This is a genomic window from Sinisalibacter lacisalsi, from assembly GCF_014640115.1.
Taxonomy (GTDB): Bacteria; Pseudomonadota; Alphaproteobacteria; order Rhodobacterales; family Rhodobacteraceae; genus Sinisalibacter; species Sinisalibacter lacisalsi.
This window is the reverse complement of the sequence record NZ_BMGI01000001.1, coordinates 76,536-95,426: the sequence shown is the minus strand read 5'-3', so window position 1 is coordinate 95,426 and position 18,891 is coordinate 76,536. Positions and strand designations below refer to the sequence as shown.

Sequence of the window (18,891 nt, the reverse complement as noted above, 5' to 3'; positions counted from 1 at the left end):
TGATATCCCCGACCCTGAAGGCGAGAGCTGCAGGGTCGGGGAAGAGTGGAGCGCCCACCGGGATGTCCGGTGGGCGTTTGCTTTGCCGGCCGGGTTTGCGGGCCGACCCCATGCGGGATTGTTATTGAACATCAATAAGATCGGCCCGTTGGGGCTCTTTGCCCGCGGTCGGCGAAACCCCCGGTGGCAACCCGGCGGCTTTGTCCTATGCTGTGCCGAAAAAGGAGATCACATGCGCGTTTATGCTATCGGAGACGTTCACGGCTACCAGGGCGAGCTGGAACGCGCCCATGCGCTGATCGCCGAAGACCGGGCGCGGAGCGGCGATGCCGCCGCACCGGTGATCCATATCGGCGATCTCTGCGACCGCGGACCAGACACGCGGGGGGTGATCGGCTTCCTGCTGGGCGGGCTGGAGCGAGGCGAGAACTGGATCACCCTGATGGGCAACCACGACCGGTTGATGGCGCGGTTTCTCGAAGATCCGTCGTGGCTCGATCCTCACCTGCCGGTCGGGCTGCACTGGTTTCACCCGCGCATGGGCGGCGAGACGACGCTGGCGTCTTACGGGATCAGTATCGAGCATAACGAACGGTTGAATCACCTTCACGCCCGGGTGCGCGCGGCGGTGCCCGAGGCGCACCGCGCGTTCATCCGCAGCCTGCCGAGTTCCTTTTCGCTGGGCGAGTTGCTCTTCGTTCATGCCGGTATTCGCCCGGGCATTCCGCTCGCCGACCAGGCCGAGGAAGACCTCGTCTGGATCCGCGAACCCTTCCTGTCGTCGAAAGCCGATCACGGCTGGCTCGTCGTGCATGGTCACACCCCTTCGGAGGAGGTGGAGCATCACGGCAACCGCCTCGGGATCGACACCGGCGCGGGTCACGGCCGGCAGCTGGTGCCGGTGGTGATCGAGGGGCGCGACGTTTGGGCGCTGACCGATAAGGGGCGGGTGGCGGTGAAGCCGGACGAGCCGGCGACGTGAAGGGGACGCGGTCCGCCAGTCAGCCAGGTGGAACGAAAAAGCCCCGGCGTTTCCGCCGGGGCTTCTGAAGGTTCGGGGAGTCAGACGATCACTCGTCGTCGTCGCCCTTTTTCTTGCGCGGCTCTTCCGGCAGTTCCTCGCCGGTTTCCTGGTCGACCATCTTCATGGCGAGGCGGACCTTGCCACGGTCGTCGAAGCCCAGAAGCTTGACCCAGACCTCCTGGCCTTCCTTCAGCACGTCCGAAGGATGGTTGAGGCGGCGATTCTCGATCTGGCTGACGTGCACGAGGCCGTCGCGCTTGCCGAAGAAGTTCACGAAGGCGCCGAAATCGACGATCTTGACGACGGTGCCCTTGTAGATCGCGCCTTCTTCCGGCTCGGCCACGATCGCGTAGATCATGTCATGCGCCTTCTTGATGGCCTCGGCATTCGGCGAGGCGATCTTGATCACGCCGTCGTCGTTGATGTCGACCTTGGCGCCGGACACTTCGACGATCTCGCGGATCACCTTTCCGCCCGAGCCGATCACTTCACGGATCTTGTCGGTCGGCACGGTCATCGTCTCGATGCGCGGGGCATGTTCGGAAAACTCGGTGCGGCCTTCGGTCAGCGCCTTCGACATCTCGCCGAGGATGTGCAGCCGGCCGGCCTTCGCCTGGGCCAGCGCCTTCTCCATGATTTCCGGGGTGATCCCGGCCACCTTGATGTCCATCTGAAGCGAGGTGATGCCGTTCTCGGTGCCGGCGACCTTGAAGTCCATGTCGCCGAGGTGATCCTCATCGCCGAGAATGTCGGTGAGCACGGCATAGGCGCCGTCATCTTCCAGCACCAGGCCCATGGCCACGCCCGCGACCGGCGCCTTCAGCGGCACGCCCGCATCCATCATCGCCAGCGACGAACCGCAGACCGTCGCCATCGACGACGAGCCGTTGGACTCGGTGATCTCGGAGACGAGACGGATGGTGTAGGGGAAGTCGGTTGCGGCCGGAAGCACCGCCTGAAGGGCGCGCCATGCGAGCTTGCCGTGGCCGATTTCACGCCGTCCCGGAGGGCCAACGCGGCCCGCTTCACCGACCGAGTAGGGCGGGAAGTTGTAGTGCAGCAGGAACGGCGACTTGTAGGTGCCGGTGAGCGCGTCGATCATCTGCTCGTCGTCGCCGGTGCCCAGCGTGGTCACCACCAGCGCCTGGGTTTCGCCGCGGGTGAACAGCGCCGAGCCGTGGGTGCGCGGCAGCAGGCCGACTTCCGAGACGATGTCGCGGACCTCGTCGAGGGCGCGACCGTCGATCCGGGTGCCGTTTTTCACAACGTCCCCGCGCAGCACGGTGGATTCGAGCTTCTTCAGCGCCGAGCCGAGGTTGGCGTCTTCGCGCTGCTCCTCGGTGAGCGCCTCGATGATCGCTTCCTTCGCGGCGGCGACGGCGGTGGTGCGCTCCTGCTTGTCGCGGATCGCGTAGGCCGCGCGCACTTTCTCCTCGCCCGCGGCCTTCACCGCGGCGTAGAGATCGGCGTAATCCGGCGGGGTGAAGTCGAAGGGTTCCTTCGCCGCTTCCTCGGCCAGTTCGATGATCAGGTCGATCACCGGCTGGATCTGCTCGTGCGCGAAGTTGACCGCGCCCAGCATCTCGGCCTCGGACAGCTCGTAGGCTTCCGATTCCACCATCATCACCGCGTCCTTGGTGCCGGCAACCACGAGATCAAGGCGCTGCTCGGCGTTGTTGCGCAGCTGGTGCATGTCGTCGATGGTCGGGTTGAGAACGTAGTCGCCATCCTCGTAACCCACACGGCAGCCGGCGATCGGGCCCATGAAGGGCGCGCCGGAGATGGTCAGCGCGGCGGAGGCCGCGATCATCGCCACCATGTCGGGGTCGTTGACGAGGTCATGCGACAGCACGGTGCACATGACGAGGGTTTCGTTCTTGAAGCCGGGAACGAACAGCGGGCGGATCGGACGGTCGATCAGGCGGGCGGTCAGCGTTTCCTTCTCGGTCGGCCGTGCCTCGCGCTTAAAGAAGCCGCCGGGCACCTTGCCCGCAGCGTAGTATTTTTCCTGATAGTGAACCGTGAGCGGGAAGAAGTCCATTCCCGGCTTGGGCTGCTTGGCGTAGGTCACGTTGGCCATGACGGAGGTTTCGCCCAGCGTGGCGATCACCGAACCGTCGGCCTGGCGGGCAACCTTGCCCGTCTCGAGGGTAAGCGTTTCCTCACCCCATTGCATGGATTTCTTAGTGATATTGAACATGTAGCGTATCCTGTAAGGGAGCACTCCCGCCCCTGCGGGTCTCCCATTGAAATGGCGGCCCCATTGCCGCCGACCCCTATCATCCTTTTCGAGCGCCGGGGTCGAGGCGCTACGTCTCAGATGAAGGGGCCATACAGGAAAAGCGGGCGTGAGGGAAGGGGGTGGTTTGGCCGGAGCGATCGCGCGGCGCGGTCGGGTTTGCACCGGGAGCGCGCGTTCGCCAGACGCGGACGGCCGCTGCGGGACGGAGCCCGCCCTGGTCTTCGTCTTGATCGCGAAATCCGCCCTTCGCGCGATCAGCCGGTTGTGCCGGCGTTCGATACGGTTGTTTCAGGGCCGATGAATGGTGAATACTCCTCCGGCAATCACGTCTTGTTTCCAGTTGTGGACCGGCATGCCTTGCGGGGGTGTCAGGAATGGGAAGGGCCCCAGCCATGCTCGCGAGTTGGTCGATTCCGGAATTGCTGGTGGCGTTCGCGCTGGCTGCGGGCGCGGTGCTGTTGACGGGTTTTCGGATCACCAGCCTGGTCGACAAGCTGGCGGACCGGACAGGGATCGGCGAGGCAATCGCAGGCGCTGTTCTGCTCGGCGTGGCAACGTCGCTCAGCGGAACGATCGTGTCGATCACCGTCGCCCGCGACGGTTTCGCATCATTGGCCTATTCCAACGGCGTCGGTGGGATCGCGGCGCAAACGGCCTTCCTTGCGATCGCCGATCTTGTCTATCGCAAGGCCAATCTGGAACATGCGGCGGCCGATCTGGCCAACATCTTTCAGGCCGTCATCCTGATGGTGCTGCTGACGCTGCCGTTGCTCGCCGCCAACCAGCCGGAGGTCACCCTCTTCGCTATCCATCCCGTATCGCTGGTGATCCCGGTTGTCTATGTCAGCGCATTGGCCACCACCCGCGCCTTGCGGGAAGCGCCGATGTGGCGCCCGGTGTCCACCAGCGATACCCGCAACGACGCGCCCGAGCAGGAGAGCGAAACCACGCGCCAGACAAGCACGCTGCGCCTGTTCGTGAACTTCCTGCTGCTGATGCTCATCATGGGGGGGGCCGGCTGGGTGATCGCCAAGACGGCCGGGGAGATCACCGGCCGCACGGGGCTTTCGGAATCACTCGTGGGGGCTTTGGCGACGGCCGTTGCAACGTCATTGCCCGAGCTCGTCACCACGATTGCCGCGGTGCGCCGCGGCGCGCTGCAACTGGCCGTGGGCGGAATCATCGGTGGCAACACCTTCGATACGTTGTTCCTGGCCGCCGCAGATGCGTCCTACCGCGATGGCTCCCTCTATCACGCTGCCGGGGCGGGCGATCAGTTCTGGAACCTCACGGCCATCCTGATGACCGGAATCCTGCTCGGCGGATTGATCCTGCGTCAACGCAAGGGGCCGGCGGGCATTGGCGCCGAAAGCCTGGCGCTTCTCGTGATCTATGTTGGCGCGATCGTGCTCCAGTTGATCGCGGCGTCCGGGTCATGACGAGCGCGGGCAGGTCGATCTTGCCGGGGAAGGCCAGACCGGGGGGCTGCTCGGCCTGCGTTCGCGCCCCGGGCGGGGGAACAGCGAAACGCCCGCGCATTTCTTGCACGGGCGTTCCAGAATTCCAGACCTGAGAGCAAGCCTTAGCGGCGGATGCCCAGCCGCTTGATGAGGTCCTGGTAACGGGCCTCTTCCTTGCCCCGGAGGTAGTCGAGCAGCTTGCGGCGTTGGGCCACCATCATCAGAAGGCCACGGCGCGAGTGGTTGTCCTTCTTGTGGGTCTTGAAGTGCTCGGTCAGCGTGGTGATGCGCGAGGTGAGTATGGCCACCTGGACTTCCGGCGAGCCGGTGTCGCCTTCCTTGGTGGCGAATTCCTTCATCAGGCGCTGTTTTTCTTCAGCAGTGATCGACATCGGGGTCTCCTTCGGTTGAGGGTTATGGCGCAGGCCGGGATGTCGTCCAGCAAGGCCCTTGGAGAAATCCGCTTCCATGCGGATGCGCGCTGATAAGGGATTCGCGCTGCGAAGGAAAGCCTATTCTGGCGGGGCGGTGGTCTGGATTTCCTCGATCAGCCGTTGCGCGAGGTCGCCCAGAACCGGGATGAAGTCGATCGAGGTGAGGACCGTGATCAGCACCGAGAGCAGGATCGTTGCGCCGAGCACCGAGCCGAGGCCAAAGGCTAGCCCGCGCACGAGGCTCCAGACCGCCACCCGCCAGAGCGAGCTTTCGATGCGGAAGAAGCGTTTTTCGTTCAGCCGACGCACCTCGGCGCGCACGGCGCGCACTTCTTCCACGAGGGGCTCGTCGGGTTCTCCGCTGTGCTGCATGCCGTCCTCCTGCCTGGCTTCGGGCAGACTAGCGCGCAGGCACGAAAATGCGAAGAGACGACGGCCAACCGCCTCGGATTATGTCCAATTTTCCGGACTATTCTTTTCCGGTGGCCGGACCCGCGTGGTATCAGAAGGCCTGTATCAGGGGTGGTACCATGACTTTCGCACTTGTTCTGATCGGGCTTCTGCCCGTCATGTTTATGTTTGATTGGTTCACGGAGTCTGATGGCGGGTCCGACGCCGATGGCGACGAGTCCCCCCGGGCCGGAAATGCCGGGCAGGCCAGCGGTGGCCCAAACGGCGATTTCATCGCCGCGGGCGAAGACGCCGGCGCATCGTTTTTCGAGCTTGCGGGGCTAGGCTCAGGTGCGGACCCGCTGGACCCGCTCCCGCCGAACTCGGATGACGATGAACCGTTCGAGGGGGACGAGGTCGATCCCGACGAGGTTCTTGCTCCCGTGGAAGAGGATGAAGATCCCTTCGAGGGCGCGGAAATTGATCCCGATGACGTGCTGTCGCCGGTCGATGAACCCGGCGAGGCCTATGCTGGCGGCGGTTCGGCCCTGCAGGACCTGATGGCCGGCGAGACCGACTTTTCAGCCGGTGTCGACATGCTCGGCGACCGTGTCGGCGAAACCGGTGAAACGGTGCTCGGCCCGGACGATAATCTCTTTGCCGCCCGGGATGATGGCGCGCCCGGCACGGGTGGAGGAGGGCTTTCCGATTGGGACGGCACCCCGATCCTGTCCGACGATGCGCCCATCGCGGTGATCGACGGTGGGGCGGGCAACGACGAGATCGCCCTTGGCGACGATGCGGGCTACGCCTTCGGCGGCGAGGGCGACGATACGCTGAGGGCCGGCGAGGGCATGGCCGCGCTGTTCGGCGGGGACGGGGGCGACGTGATCGAGGGCCATGAGACCGGCCTCGGCCTCTGGGCCGATGGTGGCGAGGGCAGTGATACCATCACCGGCGGCGCAGCGGATGACACGCTCTTTGGCGGTGTGCATAACGCCAATGGGGCAGGGGTGCGCGACGACGATGTGATCGACGGCGGCGCGGGCGACGACCGGATCGCCGGCGGATACGGTGCCGACACGCTCAACGGCGGTGTTGGCGACGACGTGATCAACCACCTCGGGCGGCTTGAGGAGGAGATTCACTGGGAGAGGCATGATTTCTCGTGGCACATCGACAACGATGCCGACACGCTCGATGGCGGCGACGGCCACGACACGCTGATCATGGATCGGGCCGATACCGCAACCGGCGGGGCTGGGTCGGACGTGTTCTGGGTCTACTTCGACGGAGCTTCGGGCGCGGGTGCGGCGCAGATCACCGACTTCGCCATCGGCCAGGATTTCCTTCGGGTCACGCTCAACCCGATGATCGACCATGGCGACATGGCACTCGACGTGAGCCCCTCCGACGATGGGCTCGACGGTGTCGTGCGGGTGAACGGCGAGACGGTGGCGATTCTTCAGGGCACACCGGGGGCGAGCCCGGCGGATGTCTACGTCGAGGTGGTTGACAACATCTTCGTGCCCTGACGATCAAACCCAGGGTTCGGGCTGCTTCTCATAGGCGATGTAAAGCGGGTGCTTGGGATGCCCCGCCTTGGTCAACCCGAGGTGAAACAGCGGCAAGCCGGTTTGCCTCAGCATCGCCTCGACGGCCGGGCCGCGCGCGAGGTGGTCGCCATGGGTGCCCCAGGCGCAGATGATCCGGTCGGCCCAGGCCGCGCTTTCGCGGATGGCTTCGTCATTCTCCGGGCCAACCGGGTCGATGGCGGCGCGCATCTTGCGCGGATCGGTGTCGCGCCAGGCGAAGATATTGGTCACCCGGAACGCGCCGAAGCCCAGCGCCCGCGCCCGTCGCTCGCAACGCTCGACGGTGGGATCGTTCTGCACCTCGGTGGCGGTGGAGGGGTTGAGCATCACGAACAAAGCCTTGCGGCCGCGCGGCTCCCATGTGCGGGTGAGCTGGTAGCGGTAGCGTTCGCAGTCGGAATAGACGGCGACGGAGGGCGCATCGGCCTTGATATGCTCGCGGGTGATCATGGGCGGTTTGTGGCCGGTCGCGGCGCAGATGGCAAGCGCGCGCCCCCTTGCGAAAATTGTCCGAAGGGTCAAACTGCCGGCAACAGGAGGCCGAACATGCTGTTTCAGGAAATCATCCGCCACAAGCGCGACGGCGCGGAACTCGCTGCCGAAGAAATCGCCGCGATGGTGGCGGGGATCGCGTCTGGCGAGGCGAGCGAGGGGCAGGTGGCGGCCTTCGCCATGGCGGTTTTCTTCCAGGGGATGACCCATGCCGAAGCGGCGGCCCTCACGCTGGCGATGCGCGATTCGGGCGAGGTATTTGATTGGGATCTGCCCGGTCCCGTGGTCGACAAGCACTCCACCGGCGGGGTGGGCGACAACGTCTCGCTCATGCTCGCGCCGATCGTCGCCGCCTGTGGTGGTTACGTCCCGATGATCTCGGGCCGCGGCCTCGGCCACACCGGTGGCACGCTCGACAAGATGGATGCCATTCCCGGCTACACCAGCCAGCCCGACAACGCGCTCCTGCGCCGGGTGGTGAGCGAGGTCGGCTGCGCGATCATCGGCCAGACCTCGGCCCTCGCCCCCGCCGACAAGCGCTTCTATGCCACCCGCGACGTGACCGCGACGGTGGAGAGCGTGCCGCTGATCACCGCCTCGATCCTGTCGAAAAAGCTGGCCGCCGGGCTCGGCGGGCTGGTGATGGACGTCAAATCCGGCAACGGCGCCTTCATGAGCAGTTACGAGGGCGCGCTGGAGCTCGCCCAGAGCATCACCGGCGTGGCGCGCGAGGCGGGCCTGCCCTGCCACGCGCTGATCACCGATATGAACCAGCCGCTTGCCTCCGCCGCAGGCAACGCGCTCGAAGTGGCCAATGCCGTCGATTTCCTCACCGGCGCGCATCGCGATGCCCGTCTCGAAGCGGTGACGCTCGCCCTCGCCGGCGAAATGCTTGCGCTGACCGGGCTTGCCGAAAATCGAGGCGCGGGCGAGGCCAAGGCCCGCGCGGCGCTCGACAGCGGCAAGGCGGCCGAGGTGTTCGGGCGCATGGTTTCTGCGCTGGGCGGGCCCGCGGATTTCGTGGACAGGCCGGGCAAACACCTCGCCGCGGCAAAACTCGTGCGCGAGGTTGCAGCGCCGGAGTCCGGCCACGTCGCCGCGATCGACACCCGCGCGATCGGCCTTGCGGTGGTGGAACTCGGCGGCGGGCGGCGGCGGGCCGATGATGCGATCAACCCCGCGGTGGGGCTGACCGGGCTCGTGGATCTCGGCGAACAGGTTGAACGCGGCTCCCCGCTCTGCCGCATCCATGCCGACAGCGAGGCGCAGGCAGTTGACGCAGAGCGGCAGGTTCTCGCGGCCTACCGGATCGGGCAAGCCCCGGATGTGCCAACGCCGGTTCTGAAGATCATCGACTGAGCGCGGCAAAGATCCTTCAATGGATCTTCCCAAGGTGTTTCGAAAACCCTTGGCCCGGCGCTACTGGTTGAACACCCGGCTCGGGTGCAACTCGCCCGCCCTGTAGGTGCCCACGGCCACGGCCTTGCCCTCGAAGCTGGCCCATGCCTCGTCGCCGTAGTCGACATCGGAGGCGATCACCATCCCCGGGTTGCCGTGGCGCAGCCGGGTTGCGCCCTCGGCGGTGGCCTTCAGTTCGGGAAGATCGTCCAGCCCGTCTTCGAGCGGGCGCAGGTAGTCGTCAAGGTCCGGGGATTTCGCCAGTTCCTCGACGAGATCCATGCTCACCCCGTCCTCGGCATCGAAGGGCCCCGACCATGTGCGGCGCAACTCGATCACGTGACCAAGGCAGCCCAGCGCCTCGCCCAGATCGCGGGCGATCGCGCGCACGTAGCCGCCCTTGCCACAGACCATCTCGAGCGTGACGTGGTCGGCGTCGGGCCGTGCCACCATCTCCAGGCTGTCCACCCAGAGCGGCCGGGCGGCGATCTCGAAATCCTCATCGTCGCGGGCGAGCTTGTAGGCGCGCTCGCCGTCGATCTTCACGGCGGAAAACTTCGGCGGCACCTGCATGATCTCGCCGGTGAACGCGTGTAGCGCCTCGGCAATCTCGGTGTCCGTGGGGCGGGCATCGGAGGTGGCGATCACCTCGCCCTCGGCGTCGTCGGTGTTGGTCGCCTCGCCCAGCTTCACGGTGAAGCGGTAGGCCTTGAGGGCATCGGTGATGTAGGGAACCGTCTTGGTGGCTTCGCCCAGCGCCACGGCGAGCACGCCGGTGGCTTCCGGGTCGAGCGTGCCGGCGTGGCCCGCCTTCTTCGCGCCGAAGGCCCAGCGCACCTTGTTGACCACGGCGTTCGAGGTGATGCCGGCTGGCTTGTCCACGACCAGCCAGCCGTGGACGTCGCGCCCTGTCTTCCTGCGCGCCATCAGTCGTCCTCGTCGTGTTCCACGTCACGCCGCACCGTCTCGTCGGAGAACAGCCGGCGTGTTTCGTCCATCTGGTCGAAGGTTTCGTCGATCACGAAGCGCAGATCGGGGGTGAACTTGAGCTTCGTCGCCTTGGCGATCTGGTGCTTGAGCTCGCCCTTGTTGCGCGCGAGCGCGGCGATCGCTTCTTCACGATGTTCGCCGCCAAGCGGCATCACGTAGACCGTGGCGATGCGGAGATCGGGCGAAGTGCGCACTTCGCCCACGGTGATCGAAAGGCGGTTGAGATCGGGATCATGCACGTCGCCATGCATGAGCACGTCCGACAGCCTGCGACGGATCAACTCGCCGACGCGAAGCTGGCGTTGCGACGGGCCGTCGCCTGTATGAGAGCGGTTCTTTGCCATGAGCGCCCATGTATGCCTGATTGATTGCCCGCGCAACAGGGCTTAGGACGGGGCAAACAGGAGGCGATGATGAGTGAACTTCCGGGGATCGTGGTGAACGGGGCATCGGGCCGGATGGGCCGGATGCTCGTCAAGCTGGTGAGCGAAAGCCCGGCGGCGCGGCTTGTTGGCGCGCTGGAGCGGCCCGGGCACGACTGGGTCGGGCAGGATGTCGGCGAGGCGATGGGCGGGGCCGCGCTCGGTGTGCCGGTGTCGGACGATCCGCTCGAAGCCATGGCCAAGGCGCAGGCGGTCATTGATTTCACCGCGCCGGCCGCCACCGTGGCCCTTGCCGATCTCGCCGCGCAGGCGCGCGCGGTGCATGTGATCGGCACCACGGGGCTGACCGATGATGACATCACCCGGCTGGCGGCCGCGGCCCGGCATGCCACGATCATCCGCGCGGGCAACATGAGCCTTGGCGTGAACCTGCTGGTGCAACTCACCCGGAAAGTGGCCGAGGCGCTCGACGAGGCCTTCGATATCGAGATCGTCGAAACACACCACAAGCACAAGGTCGATGCCCCCTCGGGAACCGCGCTCATGCTGGGTGAGGCGGCCGCCGAGGGGCGCGGGGTTGAGCTTGATCGCGTCGCCGACCGTGGCCGCGACGGCATCACCGGCGCGCGCACGGAGGGCCATATCGGCTTTTCCGCGATTCGCGGCGGCGATGTCGTCGGCGAGCATGACGTGATCTTTGCCGGCACCGGCGAACGGGTGATCCTGCGTCATGTCGCCACCGACCGCGCGATCTTTGCCCGGGGCGCGCTCAAGGCCGCGCTCTGGGGCATCGGGCGCAAGCCGGGCAGCTACGATATGATGGACGTGCTGGGCCTCTGAAGGCGCTTTCCGCCCGGCCCGGCTATTGTGCGCTGCGCTTGGCCCGCGCGGCGGCCGCCTCGCCGGCCTCGCGCCCGGTGGCAAAGCAGCCGGTGAGCAGGTAGCCCCCCGTGGGTGCCTCCCAGTCCAGCATTTCCCCCGCGGCGAAGACGCTGGGCAGCGCCTTGATTTCGTAACCATCGAGCGACTCGTCGGCGATGCCCCCGGCTGTCGAGATCGCCTCGGCGATCGGGCGGAGCCCGGCGTGGCGCACCGGCAGGGCCTTGACGAGCGCGGCCAGCGGCGCCCCTTCCGGCAGCGGGCGGCCGAATTCCATCAGAAGCGCGAGCCGGGCCGGATCGAGGCGCAGCGTCTTGCGCAGGTGTGCGGCAACGGTGGCCTTGCCGCGTGGGCGCGAAAGCCGCTCGGCGACCTCGCCCACCGACCAGTCGGGGCAAAGATCCAGCGTGAGCGGCGCGCCTTCACGCACCGCCTTAGTCACGGCATAGATCGCGCTGCCCTCAAGCCCCCGTTCCGAGATAACGAATTCTCCGCGCAGGGAAGCTCCGCCGGCCGTGAGCCGCACCGCCTTGACCGGGGTGCCGTAATGCTTGCCCATGTGCGGGGTCCAATCCACCGCAAGCCCGGCGTTGGCCGGGCGCAGCGGCGTGATGGCAACACCCTTTTCCGCGAGCCAGGTCACCCAGGCCGCATCGGACCCAAGCCTGGGCCAGCTTGCGCCGCCCAGCGCGAGCACGGTCACCGATGGGTGCAGAACCTGCCGCCCCTCCGGGGTGTCGAAAGCCAATCCCGCGCCATCGAACCCCGTCCAGCGCCAGCGGGTGCGGAACTCGACGCCGAGGCCCGCAAGCTCCGCCAGCCATGCCCGCAACAGCGGTGAAGCCTTCATCGAGCGAGGAAACATCCGGCCCGACGAGCCGGTAAACACTTCCTGCCCCAGCCCGCGCGCCCAGTCTGCCACCGCATCCGGGCCGAAGCGCCGCACCGCGCTGCGCAAAAGGCCCGCCGTGCTGCCGGTGTAGGCCGCGGCGAATTGCTCGATCGGTTCATCCTTGGTAAGATTGAGGCCGGACTTTCCCGCCATCAGGAACTTGCGCCCGACCGAGGGCTTGGCCTCGGCTACGACCACCGGCAGCCCGGCACGGGCGAGCGCGCCCGCGGCCATCAGCCCTGCCGGACCCGCCCCGATGACCAGCGCGCGGCTCATGCGGCGGGCGAGGTGAGCCGGGCTTGCGTGCTCTCCCGGCCCTGCAAAGCCCAGCGGCGCGCGGTGTCTGCCAGATTGGTCATGTTGCCCTCGCCGAACCTTGAACCCGATCTCAACTCGCCTACCCTGTGGCACCGAAGCACAGGTTAGGCAAGGGGAAGGCATGGCCGACGGCGATCCGATCTGCCCGCTTTGCGGCCGCCCGATCCCGCTTGGGGTGCCGCAAAGCCGCCATCACCTCGTGCCCCGGCTGAAGGGCGGCAAGAGCGGCGAAACGGTTCTGTTGCATCACATCTGCCACAAGGAAATTCACGCCAGTCTCAGCGAGGCGGACCTTGCGCAGAGCTACAACACCATCGCCGCGCTGCGCACCCATCCCCGGCTTGCGCGCTTCATCCGCTGGGTGGCGAAGCGCCCGCCGGACTTCATCTCGCGCGCCAAGGGCAACCGGCGCGGGCGTTAGCGGATCATCGCCTTGATCCCGGCCACGTGCTCCGGACGTGCGCCCAAAGCGTCGGCGCAGAGGTCCGATACCGCCTCGCGCAGGCCCTCCCCCGGCACCACGCGATCCACCAGCCCCCAGGCCAGGGCCTCTTCGGCGCTGATCTTCTGGCCGGCCATCAGGATCATCTTCGCCCGTGCCGGACCAACCAGCGCCGTGAGGCGGCCCGGATCGGAGGGTTGCGGCAGGAAGCCGAGCTTCATCACCGGGTAGAAAAACTTCGCCTCCGGCACGGCGATGCGCAGATCGCAGGCGAGCGCCATGCCGAAAGCACCGCCCGCGAGCGTGCCGTTGAGCGCGGCAATGTTGAGGCAGGGGGCGGAGGTGATCGTGCCCGAAAGCCGCTCCCACAGCGGGCTGGTGGCGAGCCCCGCGCGGGCTTCGTCAAGGTCGGCCCCGGCGGAAAACACCTTGCCCTCGCCGGTAATCACCAGCGCCCGCGCTTCCCGCGCCGCCTGCTCGGCGAAGTCCGCAAGCGTTTCCAGCATTCCGGCGGTGAGCGAATTGGCCTTGTCGGGCCGGGCAATCGTCGCGGTCCAGAGCCCGTCGCCCCGCTCGAGGCGGATCATCCGCCCAGCCCCATGCGCTTGCGGATGTCCGGATCGCGCAACGAAATCTCACCGCCGAGGAACTCGTCGGCATCCGCGGTGCACATCCACAACAGTGCCTGCGCGGGCCATTCCGGCGGGATGTGGTCGGACCAGTCGAGCGCCGCCACCGGGCCGACGCCAGAGGCCTTGATCTCGCGCTGCATCTCGGTGGCCACGGTGCCGGGCGAAAGCCCGATGGCGCGGATGCCGGCGCGCGCCTCTTCCTTGTGCAGAGCCATCGTCATCATGTGCGCCGCGGCCTTGGAGGCGCAGTAATGGCTCCAACCTTCGAGCGCATTGTGGGCCGCGCCGGAACTGACCGTGAGCACCGAGCCGCCGCCCTTCTCGCGCATCATCGGCACCACCGCGCGCATGCCGTGGTAGACGCCCTTAAGATTGATATCGAAGGCCTTCGACCAGGCCGCCGGATCGGAGGCGCGCAGCATCGCGATCGGTTCGATCACGCCCGCGTTGTTGATCAGCACGTCGATCCCGCCAAAGCGCCACGCGGCCTGCTCGATCGCGGATTTGACCTGGCTCCAAGACTTCACGTCGCAGGTGATGGCGAGCGCGTTGTCGCCGATCTCGCGGGCGATCCGCCCGATCGCGTCACCGCTCCGGGCGAGCAGCACCACGTTCGCGCCCGCTTCGGCGAAGGCGCGCGCCGCCGCTTCCCCGATCCCGCGGCTCGCGCCCGTGATCACCACCGTCTTGCCTGTCATGTCCATTGCGAACCCTCCGCTTTTGCCCATGGCTACCGCAAGGCGCGGGGCCATTCCAGTGCCGGTGACTTGCGGGATGGCCCCGGGGCGTTTACCTCCACCTGAATACGCAAAGGATGCCGCATGACGAACTCGCTCGAACGCCTCACCCAGCACCTGCTCGACGCCGCGAAAAAAGCCGGCGCCGATGCCGCCGATGCCATCGCCGTTTCCGGTACGTCGCTCTCCATCGACGTGCTCAAGGGCAAGCTCGAACATGCCGAACGCTCCGAGGGCGTCGATATCGGGCTGCGGGTGCTGATCGGGCGGCGGCAGGCCAGTGTTTCGGCGTCCGATACTTCCGCGGCCACCATCGCCACGATGGCCGAGCGCGCCGTGGCCATGGCCCGCGAGGCGCCGGAAGATCCGACGGCGGGGCTCGCCGATCCCTCGCAGCTCGCCCGCGATTGGGACGTGGCGGCGCTGCAGCTTGAAGACCCGTCGCCCGAGCCCGCCCCGGCCGAACTTGAAGACCACGCCCGCCGCGCCGAGGCGGCGGCCCTGGCCGTGACCGGGGTGAGCCAGGTGCAGTCCACGTCCGCCGGTTACGGGCGGCGGCAGATCCACCTCGCTGCCAGCAACGGCTTTTCGGGAGGCTACGGCCGCACCGACCGCGCGCTGTCGCTCGCCGCGATCTCCGGCACCGGCCCTGACATGGAGCGCGATTACAACGGCGAGAGCCGCCTGTTTCAGGCCGATCTGCCCAGCCCGGAAAAGATCGGCCGCATCGCCGGCGAGCGCGCGGCGGCGCGGGCGGGGGCGAAAAAACCGCCCTCCGGCAGCTTCCCGGTGCTGTTCGACGAGCGGGTTTCCGCCTCGCTGATCGGCCACCTGCTGGTGGCGATCAATGGCTCCTCCATCGTGCGCGGCTCATCCTTCCTGCGCGACCGCCTCGGCAAGCAGGTGCTGCCCGAGGCGCTTTCGCTGATCGAAGACCCGCACCGCCCCCGCATCTCGGGCTCGCGCCCCTTCGACGGCGAGGGCCTGCCCACCTCCCGCCGCGCGATCGTGGAAAACGGCATTCTCACCGGCTGGACGCTTGATCTTGCCACCGCGCGCAAGCTGGGGATGGAGAGCACGGCCAACGCGGCGCGCGGCACCTCTGCGCCGCCCTCGCCCAGCGTCTCCAACGTGGCGCTCACGCAAGGCACCGCGAGCCGCGACGATCTTCTGCGCGACATGGGCACGGGGCTTCTCGTCACCTCGCTGATCGGCTCGACGGTCAACCCCAACACCGGCGATTACTCGCGCGGCGCATCAGGGTTCTGGGTGGAGAACGGCGTGATCACCTATCCCGTCAACGAATGCACCATCGCCGGCAACCTGATCGACATGCTGCTCAAACTGATCCCGGCGAACGATGCCGAGCCGCACAAATCGCGCATGGTGCCGTCGCTGCTGGTAGAAGGGCTGACCCTTGCCGGCGCATGACGACCTCGCGCTGCTCATCGAGGCCGCGCAGGCGGCGGGTGAGATCGCGCGGCGGTATTTCCGGCAAGGCCCGCGCATATGGGACAAGCCCGGGGCCGGGCCGGTGACCGAGGCGGATATCGCCGTGAACGACATGCTGGCCGAGCGGTTGCGTGGCGCGCGCCCCGGCTATGGCTGGCTCTCGGAAGAAACGCCCGACACGCCCGAGCGGCTCGATGCCGCCCGCGCCTTCGTGATCGACCCGCTCGATGGCACCCGCGCCTTCATCGAGGGCGATCACAACTGGGCGCATTCGCTCGCGGTGGTCGACAACGGCGAGGCGGTGGCGGCGGTGGTCTACCTGCCGATGGCGGACAAGCTCTATGCCGCCGCGAAAGGCCATGGCGCCACGCTGAACGGCGCGCGCATCACCGTCGCGACGGGCGATACGCTGGACGGCGCCACCGTGCTGGTGACGCGCTCCAACCTGGAGCCGTGGTTCTGGCGCGGGGCGGAAGTGCCCCGGGTGAACCGCCAGTTCCGCTCCTCGCTCGCCTACCGCATGAGCCTTGTCGCCGAAGGCCGCTTCGATGCCATGCTCACCCTGCGCCCGACATGGGAATGGGACGTGGCCGCCGGCGCGCTGATCGTGACCGAGGCGGGGGGCCGCGTGACCGACAGGCAGGGCGCGCAGCCACGTTTCAACGCGCCGATGCCTCAAGTCGACGGCGTCATCGCGGCCGGACCGGGGCTGCAGGAAGAGATCGCCTCGCGGCTTGCCTGATGGGCCGGGCAAGACGGTGTCGTTAGCGGTATCCGCGCGTGTTTCAATGCTTGGACATGACCGGGTATTGCCGCTAACATCGCTGAAATCAAACGCGTGAACTGATGGATGACCGCCGTGACCGACGACAAGCCTGCCGCGCCCAAACGCCCCCTGACCTTGCGTGATGTTTCCGAAGCCTCCGGCGTGTCGGAGATGACCGTGAGCCGGGTTTTGCGCAACCGGGGCGACGTGAGCGAGGCCACCCGAACGCGTGTTCTGGCCGCTGCGAAAGACCTTGGCTACGTGCCCAACAAGATCGCCGGCGCGCTCGCCTCGCAGCGGGTGAACCTCGTGGCTGTTATCATCCCTTCCTTGTCCAACATGGTCTTTCCCCGCGTGCTCACGGCGATCTCGGACGTGCTCGACAATACCCCGCTCCAGCCCGTTGTCGGGGTGACGAACTACCTGCCCGAACGCGAGGAAAAGGTGCTTTACGAGATGCTCTCATGGCGACCTTCCGGGGTGATCATCGCCGGGCTCGAACACTCCGAAGCCGCCAAGGCGATGCTGCGTAGCGCGGGCATTCCCATCGTCGAGATCATGGACACCGACGGCACCCCGATCGACAGCGTGGTGGGGATCTCGCATCGCCGCGCCGGGCGGATGATGGCGGAAACGATCGTCAAGGCGGGATACCGCAAAATCGGCTTCCTCGGCACCAAGATGCCGCTCGATCACCGCGCCCGCAAACGCTTCGAGGGGTTCACCGAAGCCCTGGCGAAGGCCGGTCTCGAGGTGGTCGACCAGGAGTTCTATGCCGGCGGCTCGGCGCTGGCCAAGGGCCGCGAGATGACGGCGGCGATCCTCGAGCGCAGCCCCGAGATCGACTTTCTCTATTACTCCAACGACATGATCGGCGCGGGCGGACTGCTGCATTGCCTAGATGCGGGCATCGACGTGCCCGGCCGCCTCGGGCTGGCGGGGTTCAACGGCATCGAACTGCTCGACGGCTTTTCAATGCAACTGGCCACGATGGATTCCTGCCGCGCCGAGATCGGGCGCAAGGCCGCCGAGATCATCGCGCAAGGCGCCGAGGTGAGCGTAAGCGATGGCGGCCCGACGCGCGGCAGGCGCGTGGAACTCAACCCCACGATCCGCCACGGCAACACGCTGCGGCTGCGCCCCTCGGAAGGGCTCTACCCGGAATAACATGGACAAATCGGCGCCGAATCGCCATTAAGTCCGCGCGCGGCCCCGTGGCTCAACTGGATAGAGCAGCCCCCTCCTAAGGGGCAGGTTGCAGGTTCGAATCCTGCCGGGGTCGCCATAGCTCGGCAATTCGTGCCCTGGCCTGCGCGCGGCCATTTCCGCCCGGCCGGTGCATCGGTTTCGAAGCCTCTTCCACGGGAATTGGCGGATTGTGTCCGCCGATTCCGGTTTGGTCTTGGCAATTCGTCACTGACTGGCCATGTACCCAGCATGTTTTCCCGCCCGTTCAGGTTCACCTGGAACCAACTGAGATACATCCCGTTGCTGTCGGCGTTGACCCTGTCACGCTGGCGCCGGTTCGGCACACGGTCGCGCGCGCTGGGCTCGGCGATCGGGATGGTCATGCGTTGGTTTCCGCCCGCGCGGTGGCGCTTCGAGCGCGAGGTTTTGCGCGCCTTCCCGAACATGCCGCGCGGCGAGCGGGCGCGGCTGAGCGGGGAGATGGGCCGCCAGATGGGGCAGACGCTGTTCGAGATCTATCACTGTGCCGAGTTCCAGACCCGGCAAGACAGGTTCAACGTGTCCGGCCCCGGCCTTGCGGCGCTTGAAGAGGCCCGCGCGGCGGGGAAGGGTGCGATCATCGTTTCGGGCCATTTCGGCCAATGGGAGGCGGTGCGGGCAGTGCTGAAGGCGCGCGGCATGGAAACGGGGGCCGTCTACAAACCGCAGACCAACCCGCACTACCAGCGGCGGCTGCTCTCGGGCATCGAGGCGGGCGGCAAACCAATCCTCGAAACCGGCCGGATCGGAACCAAGGCACTGGTGCGCCACCTGCGCGCCGGCGGTTTCATGGCAATCCTGCTCGACGAGAAATATGTCGAGGGCGTGCGCCTGCCCTTCCTCGGTCGCCCGGCGCTGACATCCCTTGCCGCCGCCCAGCTTGCGCTGAAATACGGCCTGGTCATGGTGCCCGCCTATGGCATCCGCAGGGCGGACGGCAACAGCTTCGACGTGACGTTCGAGGAGGCCATCCCGCACACTGACCCGCTCACGATGACACAGGCCTTCAACGACAGCCTTTCGGCGCGGATCATGGCCAATCCCGACCAGTGGTACTGGCTGCTTGGTCGCTGGAACGGCGCCTGACGTTACGCCTGGCCCGGTGCCTCTTGCCGCTTGCCGGGCGCGGTTTCTTGCG

General features: G+C 67.0%; 19 protein-coding genes and 1 tRNA gene. 11 read left to right on the top strand and 9 right to left on the bottom strand.

Features of this window, described 5'->3' with window-relative positions; all coding sequences use genetic code 11:
* The first annotated feature begins 232 nt into the window (after positions 1-232).
* On the top strand, positions 233-982 hold the full coding sequence (locus IEW01_RS00455) for a metallophosphoesterase (RefSeq protein WP_188525640.1): 750 nt from the start codon (positions 233-235) through the stop codon (positions 980-982).
* An 88-nt stretch (positions 983-1,070) separates the two neighbouring features.
* Here the strand turns inward: IEW01_RS00455 and pnp are convergent, their stop codons facing one another.
* Positions 1,071-3,224 (bottom strand): polyribonucleotide nucleotidyltransferase, encoded by a 2,154-nt coding sequence (pnp, locus tag IEW01_RS00450; RefSeq protein WP_188525639.1) that lies wholly within the window; start codon positions 3,222-3,224, stop codon positions 1,071-1,073.
* Between the two features lie 434 nt (positions 3,225-3,658).
* Between pnp and IEW01_RS00445 the strand changes: the two genes are divergently transcribed.
* The gene (locus IEW01_RS00445; RefSeq protein WP_188525638.1) at positions 3,659-4,705 is read left to right on the top strand and encodes a sodium:calcium antiporter; all 1,047 of its coding nucleotides are present in this window, start codon (positions 3,659-3,661) and stop codon (positions 4,703-4,705) included.
* Positions 4,706-4,848: 143 nt separating this feature from the next.
* Here IEW01_RS00445 and rpsO read toward each other — a convergent pair whose 3' ends face one another.
* The gene (gene rpsO, locus IEW01_RS00440) at positions 4,849-5,118 is read right to left on the bottom strand and encodes a 30S ribosomal protein S15 (RefSeq protein ID WP_188525637.1); all 270 of its coding nucleotides are present in this window, start codon (positions 5,116-5,118) and stop codon (positions 4,849-4,851) included.
* A 120-nt stretch (positions 5,119-5,238) separates the two neighbouring features.
* A complete protein-coding gene (locus IEW01_RS00435; RefSeq protein WP_188525636.1) occupies positions 5,239-5,532 on the bottom strand; it encodes a DUF5665 domain-containing protein in 294 nt (97 codons plus the stop codon).
* A gap of 197 nt (positions 5,533-5,729) precedes the next feature.
* Between IEW01_RS00435 and IEW01_RS00430 the strand changes: the two genes are divergently transcribed.
* Positions 5,730-7,085 (top strand): hypothetical protein, encoded by a 1,356-nt coding sequence (locus IEW01_RS00430; RefSeq protein ID WP_188525635.1) that lies wholly within the window; start codon positions 5,730-5,732, stop codon positions 7,083-7,085.
* Between the two features lie 3 nt (positions 7,086-7,088).
* Here the strand turns inward: IEW01_RS00430 and IEW01_RS00425 are convergent, their stop codons facing one another.
* Positions 7,089-7,595: a DUF1643 domain-containing protein gene (locus IEW01_RS00425; RefSeq protein ID WP_188525634.1), complete on the bottom strand. Its 507-nt coding sequence runs from the start codon at positions 7,593-7,595 to the stop codon at positions 7,089-7,091.
* Positions 7,596-7,691: 96 nt separating this feature from the next.
* Here IEW01_RS00425 and deoA point away from each other — a divergent pair, with 96 nt between their 5' ends.
* Positions 7,692-8,996 carry a thymidine phosphorylase gene (gene deoA / locus IEW01_RS00420; RefSeq protein ID WP_188525633.1) on the top strand — a complete coding sequence of 435 codons (1,305 nt, stop codon included), beginning with the start codon at positions 7,692-7,694 and terminating at the stop codon, positions 8,994-8,996.
* Positions 8,997-9,056: 60 nt separating this feature from the next.
* Here the strand turns inward: deoA and truB are convergent, their stop codons facing one another.
* Both truB and rbfA read right to left on the bottom strand, forming a co-directional pair.
* Positions 9,057-9,962, bottom strand: coding sequence for a tRNA pseudouridine(55) synthase TruB (gene truB / locus IEW01_RS00415; RefSeq protein WP_188525632.1), 906 nt, complete (start codon positions 9,960-9,962; stop codon positions 9,057-9,059).
* Positions 9,962-10,369: a 30S ribosome-binding factor RbfA gene (rbfA, locus tag IEW01_RS00410; RefSeq protein ID WP_188525631.1), complete on the bottom strand. Its 408-nt coding sequence runs from the start codon at positions 10,367-10,369 to the stop codon at positions 9,962-9,964. The genes truB and rbfA overlap by 1 nt, the downstream gene beginning before the upstream one ends.
* 69 nt (positions 10,370-10,438) lie before the next feature.
* Between rbfA and dapB the strand changes: the two genes are divergently transcribed.
* Complete coding sequence (dapB, locus tag IEW01_RS00405) at positions 10,439-11,248, top strand: 4-hydroxy-tetrahydrodipicolinate reductase (RefSeq protein WP_188525630.1); 810 nt, start codon at positions 10,439-10,441, stop codon at positions 11,246-11,248.
* Positions 11,249-11,270: 22 nt separating this feature from the next.
* Here dapB and IEW01_RS00400 read toward each other — a convergent pair whose 3' ends face one another.
* Positions 11,271-12,455, bottom strand: coding sequence for a TIGR03862 family flavoprotein (locus tag IEW01_RS00400; protein ID WP_188525629.1), 1,185 nt, complete (start codon positions 12,453-12,455; stop codon positions 11,271-11,273).
* 163 nt (positions 12,456-12,618) lie between these two features.
* On the opposite strand from IEW01_RS00400, the gene IEW01_RS00395 reads away from it, so the two are divergent.
* Positions 12,619-12,918: an HNH endonuclease family protein gene (locus IEW01_RS00395; RefSeq protein ID WP_188525628.1), complete on the top strand. Its 300-nt coding sequence runs from the start codon at positions 12,619-12,621 to the stop codon at positions 12,916-12,918.
* Here the strand turns inward: IEW01_RS00395 and IEW01_RS00390 are convergent.
* Entirely contained in the window at positions 12,915-13,526 is a 612-nt protein-coding gene (locus IEW01_RS00390) for an enoyl-CoA hydratase/isomerase family protein (protein WP_188525627.1), read from the bottom strand. The two genes, IEW01_RS00395 and IEW01_RS00390, sit on opposite strands and share 4 nt — an antisense overlap.
* Complete coding sequence (locus IEW01_RS00385; RefSeq protein ID WP_188525626.1) at positions 13,523-14,275, bottom strand: SDR family oxidoreductase; 753 nt, start codon at positions 14,273-14,275, stop codon at positions 13,523-13,525. The genes IEW01_RS00390 and IEW01_RS00385 overlap by 4 nt, the downstream gene beginning before the upstream one ends.
* A 117-nt stretch (positions 14,276-14,392) precedes the next feature.
* On the opposite strand from IEW01_RS00385, the gene IEW01_RS00380 reads away from it, so the two are divergent.
* From IEW01_RS00380 to IEW01_RS00360, 5 genes are all read left to right on the top strand, one after another.
* Entirely contained in the window at positions 14,393-15,739 is a 1,347-nt protein-coding gene (locus IEW01_RS00380; protein WP_188525625.1) for a TldD/PmbA family protein, read from the top strand.
* Entirely contained in the window at positions 15,726-16,502 is a 777-nt protein-coding gene (locus IEW01_RS00375) for an inositol monophosphatase family protein (protein WP_188525624.1), read from the top strand. The genes IEW01_RS00380 and IEW01_RS00375 overlap by 14 nt, the downstream gene beginning before the upstream one ends.
* Positions 16,503-16,619: 117 nt before the next feature.
* On the top strand, positions 16,620-17,693 hold the full coding sequence (locus IEW01_RS00370) for a LacI family DNA-binding transcriptional regulator (protein ID WP_268236793.1): 1,074 nt from the start codon (positions 16,620-16,622) through the stop codon (positions 17,691-17,693).
* Positions 17,694-17,734: 41 nt separating this feature from the next.
* Positions 17,735-17,811 (top strand) — tRNA-Arg (locus IEW01_RS00365).
* 152 nt (positions 17,812-17,963) lie between these two features.
* Positions 17,964-18,839 (top strand): lysophospholipid acyltransferase family protein, encoded by an 876-nt coding sequence (locus IEW01_RS00360; protein WP_188525622.1) that lies wholly within the window; start codon positions 17,964-17,966, stop codon positions 18,837-18,839.
* Positions 18,840-18,891 lie beyond the last annotated feature (52 nt).